Source organism: Acinetobacter sp. 129952 (assembly GCF_056642055.1).
This window is the reverse complement of record NZ_JBWVSU010000001.1, coordinates 411,278-425,929: the sequence shown is the minus strand read 5'-3', so window position 1 is coordinate 425,929 and position 14,652 is coordinate 411,278. Positions and strand designations below refer to the sequence as shown.

General features: G+C 37.0%; 14 protein-coding genes and 1 tRNA gene. 3 read left to right on the top strand and 12 right to left on the bottom strand.

What is annotated here, in order from left to right; genetic code table 11:
* The first annotated feature begins 168 nt into the window (after positions 1–168).
* Positions 169–342, top strand: coding sequence for a hypothetical protein (locus tag AC1IR0_RS02045; RefSeq protein ID WP_479741144.1), 174 nt, complete (start codon positions 169–171; stop codon positions 340–342).
* 322 nt (positions 343–664) lie between these two features.
* Here AC1IR0_RS02045 and AC1IR0_RS02040 read toward each other — a convergent pair whose 3' ends face one another.
* From AC1IR0_RS02040 to AC1IR0_RS02025, 4 genes are all read right to left on the bottom strand, one after another.
* Complete coding sequence (locus AC1IR0_RS02040) at positions 665–1,330, bottom strand: hypothetical protein (protein WP_479741143.1); 666 nt, start codon at positions 1,328–1,330, stop codon at positions 665–667.
* A gap of 5 nt (positions 1,331–1,335) precedes the next feature.
* Complete coding sequence (locus AC1IR0_RS02035) at positions 1,336–2,466, bottom strand: hypothetical protein (protein WP_479741142.1); 1,131 nt, start codon at positions 2,464–2,466, stop codon at positions 1,336–1,338.
* Positions 2,459–3,664: a PD-(D/E)XK nuclease domain-containing protein gene (locus AC1IR0_RS02030; RefSeq protein ID WP_340835351.1), complete on the bottom strand. Its 1,206-nt coding sequence runs from the start codon at positions 3,662–3,664 to the stop codon at positions 2,459–2,461. The genes AC1IR0_RS02035 and AC1IR0_RS02030 overlap by 8 nt, the downstream gene beginning before the upstream one ends.
* A gap of 254 nt (positions 3,665–3,918) precedes the next feature.
* Positions 3,919–4,161, bottom strand: coding sequence for a pyocin activator PrtN family protein (locus AC1IR0_RS02025; protein ID WP_479741154.1), 243 nt, complete (start codon positions 4,159–4,161; stop codon positions 3,919–3,921).
* 181 nt (positions 4,162–4,342) lie between these two features.
* Here AC1IR0_RS02025 and AC1IR0_RS02020 point away from each other — a divergent pair, with 181 nt between their 5' ends.
* Complete coding sequence (locus AC1IR0_RS02020; protein ID WP_479741141.1) at positions 4,343–5,215, top strand: exonuclease domain-containing protein; 873 nt, start codon at positions 4,343–4,345, stop codon at positions 5,213–5,215.
* A 709-nt stretch (positions 5,216–5,924) separates the two neighbouring features.
* Here AC1IR0_RS02020 and AC1IR0_RS02015 read toward each other — a convergent pair.
* The 8 genes from AC1IR0_RS02015 to AC1IR0_RS01980 form a co-directional block, all read right to left on the bottom strand.
* Positions 5,925–8,165 carry a YfjI family protein gene (locus tag AC1IR0_RS02015; protein WP_479741140.1) on the bottom strand — a complete coding sequence of 747 codons (2,241 nt, stop codon included), beginning with the start codon at positions 8,163–8,165 and terminating at the stop codon, positions 5,925–5,927.
* 76 nt (positions 8,166–8,241) lie between these two features.
* Entirely contained in the window at positions 8,242–8,589 is a 348-nt protein-coding gene (locus AC1IR0_RS02010; protein WP_479741153.1) for a hypothetical protein, read from the bottom strand.
* Entirely contained in the window at positions 8,589–8,810 is a 222-nt protein-coding gene (locus AC1IR0_RS02005) for a helix-turn-helix domain-containing protein (RefSeq protein ID WP_479741139.1), read from the bottom strand. The genes AC1IR0_RS02010 and AC1IR0_RS02005 overlap by 1 nt, the downstream gene beginning before the upstream one ends.
* Positions 8,811–8,812: 2 nt before the next feature.
* Entirely contained in the window at positions 8,813–9,028 is a 216-nt protein-coding gene (locus tag AC1IR0_RS02000) for a helix-turn-helix transcriptional regulator (protein ID WP_479741138.1), read from the bottom strand.
* A 94-nt stretch (positions 9,029–9,122) separates the two neighbouring features.
* Positions 9,123–9,983, bottom strand: a complete 861-nt coding sequence (locus tag AC1IR0_RS01995) for a DUF6387 family protein (RefSeq protein ID WP_479741137.1) — start codon at positions 9,981–9,983, stop codon at positions 9,123–9,125.
* Positions 9,984–10,009: 26 nt separating this feature from the next.
* Positions 10,010–11,335 carry a tyrosine-type recombinase/integrase gene (locus AC1IR0_RS01990; protein ID WP_479741152.1) on the bottom strand — a complete coding sequence of 442 codons (1,326 nt, stop codon included), beginning with the start codon at positions 11,333–11,335 and terminating at the stop codon, positions 10,010–10,012.
* A 169-nt stretch (positions 11,336–11,504) separates the two neighbouring features.
* Positions 11,505–11,580, bottom strand: a tRNA-Arg gene (locus AC1IR0_RS01985).
* A gap of 88 nt (positions 11,581–11,668) precedes the next feature.
* On the bottom strand, positions 11,669–13,024 hold the full coding sequence (locus tag AC1IR0_RS01980) for an amino acid permease (RefSeq protein ID WP_180180985.1): 1,356 nt from the start codon (positions 13,022–13,024) through the stop codon (positions 11,669–11,671).
* A gap of 332 nt (positions 13,025–13,356) precedes the next feature.
* Between AC1IR0_RS01980 and prpF the strand changes: the two genes are divergently transcribed.
* A complete protein-coding gene (gene prpF, locus AC1IR0_RS01975) occupies positions 13,357–14,547 on the top strand; it encodes a 2-methylaconitate cis-trans isomerase PrpF (protein ID WP_409666336.1) in 1,191 nt (396 codons plus the stop codon).
* Positions 14,548–14,652 lie beyond the last annotated feature (105 nt).

Below are 14,652 nucleotides of genomic sequence, written 5' to 3'. Positions count from 1 at the left end.
GTCTGGCCTTAACTCCCAGTTGATCTGAATAGGTTTTCTATTAATATGAGGAAGGAGTAAAAAATTTATTGGATTGGCTAGGGGAGTTAATAATTTAAATAGCTCGTCGTTAAAGTCAGATACTCATAAGCAACCATAAAGACAAACCATCAAAAGAAAGAAATACTAATGGGCCAGGCAAAGCAAAGGAGATCGCGTGAAGAACGCATCAAACATGCACAAGAACGCAAGTTAGAGGGTAACAGAATAACAATCAAGGAAGCTAAGAAACGTCTTAATCTTCCTGAGGACAGCGAGTTTAAAGGGTATGTGATTCATTTGCCGGATACAGGGAATTCTTAAGCATATTTGAAGAACCAGAAACTATGGTCAACACTGCTTTTACAAAAATCCCGGATTTGGCTAAAGTTTTCCAGTCAATAGAAAGTGCCGTCGAAGTAGCTGAAGAGATCACTAAGCATAGACTATTTATATGTTTACTCTTTGAGTCTGATAAGCAGTATTTAACTCAACCAGTTTGGGTAAATTTTGAAGAGTAGTATCTAGATTATAAAAAAGGTGGCTAATCATATATTAAAATTTAATTCTATAAATAACAGTAGCTCCAAGAAGGATTTTGTTTCATAGAAGTTATATAATTAGCATCTTAGAATATTGTAATATTTCACAGTATTATATATTTTTCATATAGATGGTGAATTAGATTGTAATCTAAATGCTCTATTTTTACTGAAAAATTAGCTTTATTAGTAAATTCTGACTCTATTAATATATTTTTATATTCCTCTATTAATTTTACTCTGACTAATTCGCTTTTTCCTTTTATATCAAGTAATTGGAAATCAGTTAAAGCATTGTTATTTGAATTGATTTCAATTGTAGCAAAAGAGTTAGTTGATAACTCTACATCAATGAATTTTGCCTTTAATATTTTGAAAGGACGGTCTTTGATGGCTCTTTCAATATCAATTAAATAATTACCTAGGGAAAAAAATAAACTATCTTTCTTTTTTAAAAAAGAAATAAAGTTTTTTAAACTTTTGGGTTGATTAAGAATTGCTAGAGTTATAATTTTATTTTTAATGAAAATGAAAAATTCAATATTTTGATAGGTGTAATAATTAATACTTTCATAGTCTCCTAAAGGGTTAAGAATTCTTTCATTAATAAGTATTTTTTTATAAAAAATAGCATGCAGATAGTCTTCACCTACTTCTAGTGGATTGATATAGCCTTCCTCTAAATTACTTTGAGTAGATGATAAAATAGACTTTTTAAAATTTAAAAAGTCTTTATTTAAATTCAATTTATAAAAATTTAGTCTTTTCATAATAATTATGACTCTGAATTTGACTGAGAATCTGGTACAGAGGTATCTGGGGTTTTGGAGATTTCCAGATTAATTTGGTCCATTAAGCCTCTTGCTTGTTGAAATATTAATGAAGTTATAGGTTTTGTTTCATCAAATGGTACAACAGATATTTTTGATTTTCTATCAACAAATTTTCCATGAATTGAATATGCAAAATCTGTACAATCTTCAGGATTATTAAATTTCACTTCAAATTGATATATTTCATTTGGTTTAGTATTATCACTCGCCTGCCATATTATGCGATATATATGATAGTGTTTCTCAAGTAACTTAAGAACTGTTTCCGAATCTAAAAGTTTTGACCCTTTAAATGATGCTTTTTTAATATATCGATTCACATCCTCTGTTGTATCTTCTTCCTCTTCAGTTTCATCAGCAGGACTATTATCTTCCTTTTTTCTGCTAACAAAAATATCTACTACTGTTTGATAAGTAAAACCAGGTATATTTTCAATTAAATCAGAGAAAAATTTTAATTTTTTTTCCTGATCATGTATGCCAAATAGGGAAATTTCAATTTCTTTGTAAGAATCTTTCTCTGTGTTTTTTTGAATGATATCGATAATTTTTCTTTGCCATTTATCTACATTTTTATCATTTGTAGATTCAATAAACACTTGAGAATTTCTATCAAAATTTAAAATAATTTCAGTTGATAAATGATCCTGACCATTAAACAGGTTTTTTGAAAAATCATAAACAATATAATCTACCTTAATAACTATTTTATTTCCCACTGGTATTATTTTTAAATCAGAAGTATGATTTAAATCAATTAATATATTTTTTTCAGCTTCTAAATGATCTCTAATATCTGCAAAGGATAAATTAGTTCCAAGTAGTATGCCTTTTGTGGTCTCTTTCCTACGTTTCTCTTTGTCAAAAGTATTTTTTATTGTCAAATAATCATCATATGATAACGGAGAGCGAGAAAAATATAATGCTCTATTTTCGCGGTTTCCTCTATTACTAGTAAGTGTATAATGATTCAGGAATAAATCTTCTAATACACTATTATTAATATTATTGCTCTGTAGAGTGGTGTATATATCTTTATCATCAGGGCATATAATATTTTTAGAATTAATCATTTGAAAGCTCTCTATAGAGAATTGGGGCTGTTAGGAATCTGGTGGAAATATTTTCAACTAAAGAAAAGTTAATGTTTTTAAAGATTCTAGAAGATTCTTCGTTTAGCTGCCAGTTCTCTATATAGTGAGTGATGGCGTTGTGAAAATTCTCCTCAAATTGAGGGTGAGGGTCTGAATTAATCATTCGAATATTAATATTGATATTATGTTTGAAAATTTGATAACTTGAAAGTGTATCTAAAAAGAATAAAAACTCCTCTTTAGAAGCACCTGCTAATTTGTAATAAATTAAGAAACCTTCTTTCTCTCGCCCAGTCTCATCATTTTTTTCAAATTCTTTATACTTAATAACTAAAAATGGGCCTAATATCATTTCGATAGTTGCTGGACTATTAGTGGTATCAGGAATTGGCCTACTTATTTTCAAATCAGGGTAGAAAAAAAACCAATCTGATCGTGGGTGAGGGAACTTATTAATTGAAGTAAGATAAGCTGTATCTTTTCTAATAGTATCTAAATAACAAACAGTTCTAGGGTCAATAATATGTATCATTTGATTTGGCTGTATTTTTAGATTATCAATAACAACCCGTTGTTCTTCAGCACCTTCTTTCTTTTTAAACAAGTCTCGGAGATCAGTGGTGTATTTACCATCATGATTTAATAGAAAGAGTAATCCTCTTATTTCACCACTAAATTCGCAGTTATATCTCGTATTCCATTCTTCTGAATCCCGGGCACATTGAATAGTCTGAGATAGTGAGGATAACGTTGATCGCAAAGCTGTAGTGGTAATAGATCCTTGCTTGTAACTTTTTAAATCACAATTAAAAAAAATCTGTTTTTTAGTATATGGGTCTGTATAGAAAAATACAGCATCTACTGGATGTGTTTTAGATAGTTCACTCTTCTTCTTACCTTCCATCTCTTTTAAAATTGCTGTTTGGGAAGCTTCTAATGCTTGCCACTCTTCATCTTTAGTTGCTGTTTTTTTTGCTTCAATTAACTTTTGATCAAATTCTGCTTTTAAATTTTCAATCTGTTTTTCTTTTAAAACGACATGTTCTTCTTTATGTACACAATCAAAATTTTGATTCATCAAACCAACTGGCAATGTTTTCCATTTGAAGAAATTAAAAATTTCATTGGATAACCTCTCCGCTATCTCAGTGATACGTGCTGTTTCTCCACCTGCCATGCTTTAGTTGCCCCTATATCAATAAATACTTAATAATCCTTCAAAATCTCACTTCCATTGAATTCAATTTACAACGCTTTCTACAATCAAAATTGTCAATTGAAATGGTAAAGATCAAAAAGGTTTGATTATTACTACTTTTCAGAATCAATTGAATTTAAGCTCAATTTTTCCAACAACTGTATTTTTGCATATTTAGCTATATATTTTAAATTATTCAAAATTTTATTTGTGATTAGTAAGAATATGAGTAATTACCTATTCATAGCATCATAGTCTTGTCGATGGAGTGCATATTGCCTATCTAAATAGATTGCGAAATCTTCGAGTCTGACCATCCACGGCGCTTTTGCTGATGGCTCTAACTTAAATGTTGGGAAGGGCAACTGATGAAAATTAGCTTTTTTACGTGCCGTCTTCACGTCCATGTGAGTAAAGTAATCTTCTACAATAGTGCCCAATTGGACAACTAGCGATACGTAACGCATGCATAGCATAGTGAAAGTATTAAGCTTAGGATCTTGCATTTTCATTATTTAATTTATTCCCTTTCTTATACGTTAACCTTAAGGCCGTCTATAGAGTTTCTAAGGACTATCCTAGGTAGTGATTAAATTTCTAATATGATGTATTTTCGCTTTATAACACTTAATAACGTGAAAAAATAAAGGGAATAGAATGGATTTTGTAGCACTTGATGTGGAGACGGCGAACTCTGATCCAAAATCAATCTGCCAAATTGGGGTCGCCGTATTTAAAGATGGTGAACTAGTTGAAAGCTGGGGATCTTTAATTAATCCTCAAACTTATTTTGATTGGATGAACATCCAAATTCATGGAATATCCGAGGACGATGTTGACGGAGCTCCTTTAATTTGTGAAGTCAAAGAACAGCTGGATCGGCTTATAGGGAGCTCAGTAGTAGGAACTTATACTACATTCGATCAGGTAGCGCTGACACGGAATTTTGATCAATTAGATTACCAATGGCTCGATATAACAAAAATCGTTCGTAGGACCTGGGAGAAAGTCGCATACAGTGGTTATGGCCTTGCTAATATATGTAGGCTAAATGATATCCAGATCGAAAATCACCACGATGCTGTAGCAGATGCGATTGCAGCAGGGCAGGTATTAGTAGCTGCTTTAAACGCTAAACAGATGAAATTGGAAGATTGTCATTCCCTAGTGCGGAGAAAAATCAGCTCATTGATCTCTACCGGTAAAATGGCTGAAGGTCGAAGTCCCACTAATATAATTATTGACGGCGGTAACCCTGATGGGGATTGGTTTGGTGACGTATTGTGCTTTACCGGAGAGCTGAGAATGCCACGGATGGATGCAAGTATTCTTGCTTCTCAGCTTGGTTTTGATGTGGGTAAAGGAGTTACTAAGAAAACAAACTATTTAGTTAAAGGCCAGCAGGATGTGGCTAAATTAAATGGTAAAAGCATGAGTTCAAAAGAAGAAAAAGCGCTGGCATTAATTAAAAAGGGGCAAGATATAGTCGTAATTTCAGAAGATGATTTCTTTTATATGATTGATAGTTAATTCTGTTCAAAGCTAGAGATGAAAAAATATGTAAATGTATTTTTTAGATACGTTTTTATCTTTGTAGTTAGTTTTTCTTATTGATTTAACCGTGGTTAAACTATGATAATGTTACTCAAGTTTTAACTTCTATCATCGCTGAAAAGCCCCTATGCTTACCAATAAGCATGGGGCTTTTTCAATTCCGTGATGCAAAATATTTCTAATTGTTTGATAGCTAATTTCACACCTTATAATAGTGATATTTTGCCAATCCCTTATTAGAAAAAATATCTTTTACTGACATGCATCATGGGGTTGTTTCCCTAAACAGCATAAACAACCCTAAGTTTTCGGTTGAAAACTATATAAGCTATTGTTTTATATTATTAATATACGGATTAAATGCTAGGTATTAAAAAAGGCTCGTGTTGAGCCTGTTTCTTGGTAGTTTATGCTAGTAAAAATAAAGTATTTCGGCTTTGCTCAAAGTAAATTTAGGATATTGGATATATAAAATACAGCATTCTTGTTGGATAATATTTCCTGAAATATCCCCAAGTGACACTACAAAACCTACAAAACTGATAAAAAGGTGGTTTCGTAGGTTTTGTAGTATGATTTGTGGCACGTTTGAAAAAATAAATACTGCTTTCTAATGATGAATTAGCAAGATTTACATAACTAAAAATGAGGTTTCGTAGGTTTCGTAGTGTAGGTTTTAGGTGTTTTAAAAAATTCTAGGATTAATCCAATAGCGCTTTGATGGTCTGCCACCTTTAACAGTCGGCTCTATCTCCTCTAGTAATAGCCAATTACTATCTACTAAAATATCCAAAGCATCACTAACCGCTTCGGCATTTGTTAGACTTTTCCAGCTCTTCTGTTGTACCTGTCTTGGGGTAAAACCCTTAATACGCCAATCTTCATCTTTGAGATTTTTTAGCTTCTGACACAATGTGCCTGCTTTCATTGTTGTGCTCTGAAGAACAAGACCGTAAATGCGCCTGGCGTGAGTTTCCAGATAGTTACACCAGTCGATAGCCATCTCAGCACAGCGCTTACTTACATCACCAACATGCCCCAACTGTACGCCATCAATAAGGTGGAATATCAAAGCCAGTGCTGGCATTAATTTTCCATATTTATCTAAATGTTGGATGATGATTGGATGTTCCTCACTTGCTATAACTTCACTGTGCAGATGGGTAGTCCATGCAATGAATAGTTCCTGAGCTTCCTCACTGAATCTAAAATATGGTCGGGGGTTATATTCATCCGCAGGTTTGGCACCGATCCGTACAATTGCGTTAGTAGTGAGATTGTCTAACGATTGAAATAGCTCAAAGACCGCGTTACGTGCGTCTTTATTGGGGGGTTCGTCACGGTATGCCCAATTGCTTGTGTCAGGATAAACAAGTAGCTGGAAGCGCTGTAACAAGCCATCATTGCCCATTCCCTTAATGCTTGGTTCAAGGTATGCCACTAGCTTGTCAGGCTGGATTCCACCTAAGACTGATAAACAATGATTCTCAATAAATCCGTTTCCTCTCATAATTCTGTCGAACTCATACGGCTTATTTCCATTCCAACCTTCAAGAAAAAACGCTCGGCCTGAATCACTATCATTTTTATCTAGTGAGGATAAAAGCCCGACTAATTCATCACGGCACACAAGAATGCCGTTCGGGTTAAGCTTTTCAAGTTCTGCCAATGCTTCGGGACTAGCATCATTGGTTTTGTAGCGCTTCAAAATTGGCTCACCCCTGGCTTCATCTTGCAGCTCTCTTAGTTCACTGGCGATCTGATTTTGCTTTTCTTTATCTGCCTTTTTGCCAGCATCTTTTAACTTATCCTTCAAGGCTTTTATGCTGGATTCCTTCACTAATGACGATATTTCATATTCTTTCAGCGCTTCGTCATAATCCTTTCTTGCATTTACAACAAGCCTGTCTAGCGCATACGTGCCAGCATTAAAAGCAGGGGATTTTTTACTAGAGGGTGGCGCAATAATACCGCCCCACAAGTTTGGAATCACTGTCCAATCATCGAACCGCTTTGGCTTAATCCCAACTCGTGCGCCCACCACAGAACACAATGTAACTAGTGTGCAGACCGCTACAAAATCAGGCGGCATATTATCGGCTCGGTTCGCTTCATCTCTGACGTATTCGTCCAAGTCATAAGGAAGCATTCCTTTCGTGAGCGGTGAGACTGGAGAGAGTTCTGCCTTAATCTCTTTCGGCTCTTTCCATTTACCCCACTGGCTAGAGGCTTGTAGTTGCTTGGCTGGTTCATCTTTTGGATATTGCTCAAGAGAATCAAATTCAATTGATTCTATGATTTGCTGTTTTTTTTTAGATAAGAATGTCTTAATAGAATTTGGAGTTAGTTTGTTAAAATCCTGATCTACATAGATAAACAATTCAGCATGATGGAGAGGAATTTTTTCACCTACTAGCATTATAAATATTGTTTCAGGCATACCATTGTTTATAATCTGATACGCTGTATCAATATCCTCATGAAACACAATGGCCTCTCCAGCCTTCGCAAGTTTTACAAATAAATTTATATCGTCAGTACCCAATACATAAGACATATATTTTTTATTTGTATTGCTTGCAAACACTCCAGCTTTACCAATCCAAAAAGATACTTTCCGAGAATCAATTTCTTTGTGTGGTGTTTGATCTGTATTGTATTTTTTTGCAATACCTCTGATTGCGTAGCCTACAATTTCATCCAATTGCTGAGGATTTACATAAGGGAGAGCTATGCATTCTTCACAGTTATATTGTGGTAATTCAGAACAAATAAAGCTCTCAGGCTTTACTTTAAAGCTCTGTTCATCAATACAGCCTTTTATAAAATCTTCAAGTGAATGATATTCGGTTTTAAAGCCTGACACTGGATCGGTACTGACCGCAAAAGCAGTTGCAGTTTTATCGTAAGGGAGTTTTGCATTCATGCTATACCCCCTGCATTTATCACAGCATTTTCCAAATGGTTTTGAGCGGTTTTATTTAAGGTGTATTTAGGCATGATTAATGCGCTCCTATGTTTTTAATAGAAGCCTTGCCAGTCACGACCAAGTGAGGGTGGCAAAGCTGAAAAGGGTTGGTCGACAGGCAACATAGGGAACCTGCACACCCGAAGGTGTCCCTCTCCAGCTCCGCCATAACATGCGAGCGCATAGAGATATTACGCACAAAAAAAGCCCTTTCGGACTGTGCGCCTATGTTACTTTTATAGCCGACCAAAGCTAGTTCACCATGAGGGTGAACGGTATTAGAATAAACAGAACTGCTGTACGTTGCAATAAAAATGCAAAATACAATAAAGCAGAAGCCTATAAATACACCCTTGAGCAAGTCCAAAAATACACTTTTCATCATGCTGCTGCCTGCTTGATAAGTTGATAACGTGCATGTCTGCCAATGCCCGACTTATTGCGCTCACGAAGGGTCACAATGTCATAGCCTGCTTTGCGTAAACGCAGAATGACATCGCTTAAACGAAAGCATCCGTATCTCTCTAATGCTTCGATTGGTGTAATGGTTTTGAATTGTTTTAAATGGTCTAAAACTTGCTGCAATTGGGTGTTATTAGTCATGCTCAAGCCTCCAGTATTGCAAGGCTTTGCTTTTTATTGTTATGCCACTCTATAAGTTCGGCATAGTCAAAATACACTGGCGCTTGTTTGCTCGTTCCAATCTTGATTGCTTTCGGGAAAGTTTTATCTGTGCGCTGAATGTGGCGCAATGATTCACGGCTTATATCGAGTAGCTCGCAAGTTGTTTTGAATTGAATGCGAATAGGTTTGATAGTCATAAAAATGCCCATATATGTATGAATATGGGGATTTTCTAGAAAATTGATAAAAAAATGCGGATTGAGTTCGCTATATAAAATTCCGGAAAAACTACTAAGAGATTTCTGAATTTAACAAAGCTAAAATAGATAGTTCCTCAAACAACTGGCTTGGGGATTTAAAGTCCTCACCTTTAACTCCATGAGAGTTGAATAAGCGGCTTACTATCGAATCAATAGTTTTTCGTAAGGTACTATCACTATAATTCAATTGAAGTGCTCTGATTAGTGCGGGTTTTTTCAAAGTAATGTCATTTATACAAGACCATAAATACAAGTCGATGTAAGCAAGTAGTTTATAAGAAGCCCAATCTGCCAACTTATAATTATCCACATTTTTCTGTAATGGCTGAATTTCTTTTACTTCCGCTCTTAGGTTAGCCAGATTTCTTTTAAATTCTTCTTCTAGTGTTTTATCCGAAAGCGTTAAATCTATATACATAGGTACTGATTTTATATGTTCAAAATCAGAGTCATATCGAATTATTTTCTTAAAAAAAGGTTCATTATCTCGATCATCCTGAAAAAGCCCCCCATAAAGCTCGTAATTCTGATGAAAATCATTTGCCGTCATGGGTCTAATCGCACCAGAAACTATCATTCTTGGCAGTTTTTCATATTCAGCATATATAAAAATATCAACATATTCATTGTGATACTTTGAAAAAAACGTGTATTTTCTGTCTAATTTAAATGGGTTATCAAAATAATCTTTTATAATTAAATTCAGAAAATTCTTTTTTTCTTCTGTAGGTAAAGAGTGGCTACTATCTATAAAGCCATCAAGAGAAGAATATAGTTGATATCTTGCTTCTAATTGAAACAACCATCCTAAAGCGGACAGTCTATCCATTCCGTCATAATTCTCTAATTTTAAATAACTTGGCAAAACAATTTTCTTTTTTGGGTGTCTCATTTGATTCTCAGCCTTTATTTAACTTATCACTTAGCTAGTTTTGCGTATTTGAAGTTAATTACATCTTTGCTTAAAATCTGCTGGGTAAAGTCATAAGGACTTACAAAGCCGTTTTGATTTGCATCCAGATAGTCACTCCACCAGTTCAACATCACTTTTCGTTCTTCCAGGTATTCTGCCTGGTGCGTATATGCCAGACGTACCTGGTCACGTTCTTGGTGGCTCATTTGTTTTTCAACAGCTTCCTTTTGAAATAATGTGCTTTGCACTAATGCAGAACAAGCCATACCCCTAAATCCATGCCCGCATACCTCATTATCAGTGTCATACCCTAAACGGCGCAAAGTATTATTAATAGTTGTCTCACTAATAAAACCTTGAGGGTCGCCGTTTTTAGGAAAGACATTTTTAGTCATGTGACTGTAGGTATGAATCTCATTAAGAATGGAAATGACTTGAGCGGATAGGGGTATCAGGTGTTCTGTTTTCATTTTGGCACCACGATTGGAAAACTTTTGCCCTACAATCAACTCTCTCTCTGGTGGAATGGTCCATATCGCTTTTATAAGGTCGAACTCGGACCAACGAGCAAAACGTATTTCACTAGAGCGTGCAAAGGTGTGTAATGTAAACGCCGTACATAATCGTGTTAATGGGTAACCGGTATCATTACTCAATCTTTGCAGTAGCTCCGGCAGTCGTTCAAGTGGCAACTGTGGGTAGTGCTTCGCCTTGTTAGTCTTAACAAATACGTCCTTTAAAAAATAGGATGGGTTTTCTTCAAGTAGGCCTCTTGATATTGCATAAGCAAAAATTGAGCTAAATCTCTGTCTTGTTTTCTTGAGTACCTCAGCAAATCCTTTTTCCTCAATTGACCGCAAAACCATAACTAAATCTCTCGGTTTCACTTCATCAATACACTTGTCCCCGATCAAGGGGAATACATAGTCTTCTAAGTTCCTTAATGCCTTGTTTGCGGTATCAGGTATCCATCTGCCTGTATTGCTATATTCCTTATGCCAATCACGTGCTATGGCTTCAAAACTAAAAGAATTGTCCTTTTTATATTTTTGGATTTCTTCATATTCGATAGGATCTATACCTTCCGCCTGCAGCTGTTCATAAGTACGGCGTTTATCCCTTGCAGATTTGAGGCTTAATGCAGGGAAGTTGCCTAGAGTCATTAACCCATCTTTGCCATTGGCTTTTTTATATTTATATCGCCATACCTTAGTGCCACTTTTTCGTACAAATAGAATTAAGCCCTGGCCATCGTATAAAGAATAGTCTTTATCTTGTGGCTTGGCGCTTGTGCATTTGGAATCTGATAGAGGTGTTATGTGCTTGGCCATAATAGGAATGAGGATATAAAAGTGGATAGAATTGAATATATCCTCATATATATCCTTATAACTTGCAACTATATCCTTATATATTTTGCTATATCTCATTATGTTTTTGATATAACTTATTGTATATAAAAAGTTTAAAGCTAAGATGTTGTATATTTTGTTGTTGATTTGGTGCGCCCTGCGGGACTCGAACCCACGTCGGTCGCTTAGGAGGCAACTGCTCTATCCAGTTAAGCTAAGGGCGCGAAAAGAAGGCTATTGTACTGTAAAAAATACAAAAAAAAGTTATTGCCGAAGCAATAACTTTTAAGGACTCATAGCTACAGGAGTTGTCTAGGTATTTTTAGGCTTAAGTAACTTAAACAGACCGAACATGACCACGATCCAAAGCGGGATCATCAAAATAGATTCCTGGAATCCTTGCGTCCACATGATGTAAAGAATCGTAAGAATAAAACCAAGAACCAGAATATTGCCCGCTGGAGACCACAGCGCAGGGAAGGAAGTCTTCTGTCCTAGCTTTTTCATGCTCTGAATGAACTTGAGATGGGTCAGCGTAATCATGGCCCAGTTCAATACCAATGCACCGACTACGATGTAAATCAGATGGCTTAAGGCATCTTCAGGCACGAAGTAATTAAGTAGTACACAGCCAAAAATCAGCGCGGCAGAGAACAATACAGCAGGAATTGGCGTACCTTGCTTATTCACTTTCATGAAGACTTTAGGTGCATTTCCTTGTTGAGCCAGACCATAGAGCATACGGCTGTTGGCGTACATACCACTGTTATATACAGACAATGCTGCTGTCAGGATAATAAAGTTCAGTAAGTGTGCTGCCCAGTCAATGCCAAGCTGGCTGAAAATCATCACGAACGGACTTTTGTCCAGACCACCAAGCTCAAGCTGATTCCAAGGCACGAGTGACAACAGAATCGTCAAGGCACCGACATAGAAAATCAGAATACGGAAAACCACCTGATTAATGGCTTTCGGAATAGTTTTTTCCGGATTTTCAGCTTCTGCAGCCGCCATACCAATGAGTTCGATACCACCGAAGGCAAACATTAAGAATGCCAGCATGTAGAACAGACCTTCAAAACCATTCGGGAAGAAACCGCCCGCGGTCCAAAGGTTAGTAAAAGATGCGCCTGAAGAAGCATCAGCAGTCAGGATCAGATACAGGCCAAAGACAATCATCGAGATGACCGCAGTCACTTTAATGATGGAAAGCCAGAATTCTGATTCACCGTAGAATTTCACATTGCCGAGGTTGACCAGTGTAATCACGATAAAGAAAAACAATACCGATGCCCAGGCTGGAATATGAGGCCACCAGTAGTTAATATATTTCGCAACCGCAGTAAGTTCGGTCATGGCCACCAGGATATACAAAATCCAGTAGTTCCAACCCGCAAGGAAACCAGGGAATTTGCCCCAGTATTTATAAGCAAAATGGCTGAATGAACCTGCGACAGGTTCATGAACAATCATCTCACCCAATTGACGCATGATTAAAAATGCAATCAGGCCCCCAATGGCATAGCCTAAAATAATAGAAGGACCCGCAGATTGGATCACCTGTGCGGAACCTAAGAATAAGCCTGTGCCAATTGCACCGCCCATGGCGATCAACTGAATATGACGGTTCTTTAAGCCACGCTGAAGTTGTGAAGACTCGTTATTCAAAGTGTTCAGCCCGACAATGGAAAATGATAAGTGGCTGATTGTAATTGATCAGACTAAAGAAGCCTAGTCCATCCTAAGAATGAAATATTGTTGAAGGAATGATAAAAAATATTCATATAAATAACTGAAATAAAATATAAATGAATCAATATATTAATTTTATTGAAAGTGTAACTGACGAGTTCTCTTTTTTCTTGGATAAAACACAAATGCCGTTTTTTTATACTAAGGTCTGGCAGTCAAGCAGTTCTGCTTTCAACATACTATACTTTGAATATAAATATTGAATAACCCGTACGAAAACAAAGACAAGTCAAAGGATGAAATAATTCATGAGTTTTGCCGCCCAAATCAAGATTCCTGCCACCTATATGCGTGGAGGCACCAGTAAAGGTGTTTTCTTTAAGCTGGATGACCTGCCTATAGCAGCACAACAGCCGGGCCGGATTCGTGATCAGCTTTTGCTGCGCGTGATTGGTAGTCCAGACCCTTATGGGAAGCAGATTGATGGTATGGGTGGTGCCAGTTCCAGTACTAGTAAAACGGTCATTCTGTCAAAAAGCCTGCACGCTGATCATGATGTCGATTATTTATTTGGTCAGGTGTCAATTGACCGTCCTTTTGTAGACTGGAGCGGTAACTGCGGCAATCTGACCGCGGCAGTGGGAGCATTTGCCATTTCCAATGGTCTGGTCGATGCCGAACGTATTCCTGAAAATGGGTTATGCACGGTACGGATCTGGCAGGCCAATATCCAGAAAGCCATTATTGCACATGTGCCGATGCAAGATGGTCAATTGCAGGAATTGGGTGATTTTGAACTGGATGGCGTAACCTTTCCTGCGGCGGAAGTGCAGATCGAGTTTCTGGATCCAGCCGATGACGATGCTGAAGGTGGTTCGATGTTTCCGACAGGCAATCTGGTCGATACTTTGGAAGTGCCCAATATTGGCAGCTTCGAAGTGACCATGATTAATGCCGGCATTCCAACTGTATTTTTAAATGCGGGAGATCTCGGCTATAAGGGCACAGAGCTTCAGGATCATATCAATAATGACGTGGCAGCCCTGACAAAATTTGAGACAATTCGTGCCTATGCGGCGAAGCAGATGGGACTGATTCAGAATATTGCAGAAGCCGTAACCCGACAACACACGCCAAAAATTGCCTTTGTTGCACCACCGAGTAGCTATACCTCTTCAAGTGGCAAAACTGTCACTGAATCAGACACCGATATTCTGGTTCGTGCCTTGTCTATGGGTAAACTCCATCATGCCATGATGGGTACGGCTGCGGTGGCGATTGGTACAGCTGCAGCAATTCCCGGAACACTGGTGAACCGGGTCGCAGGCGGAGTAGAGCGTGAAGCAGTGCGTTTCGGTCATCCTTCCGGGACGTTGAGAGTCGGTGCACAAGCAAGTTTTGAAAATGGTGAGTGGAAAGTGAAAAAGGCCATCATGAGCCGGAGTGCCCGCGTCTTGATGGAAGGCTGGGTGCGCGTACCAGAAGATGTTCTCGTTTAAATGCTGTGCATACATTTAACCTGAATAAAACCACCGGTTCTGCGGTGGTTTTTTTATGGTTTAAAATCTCTGACTTGCTTATTTGATGTTGAATAGCAAATTTCA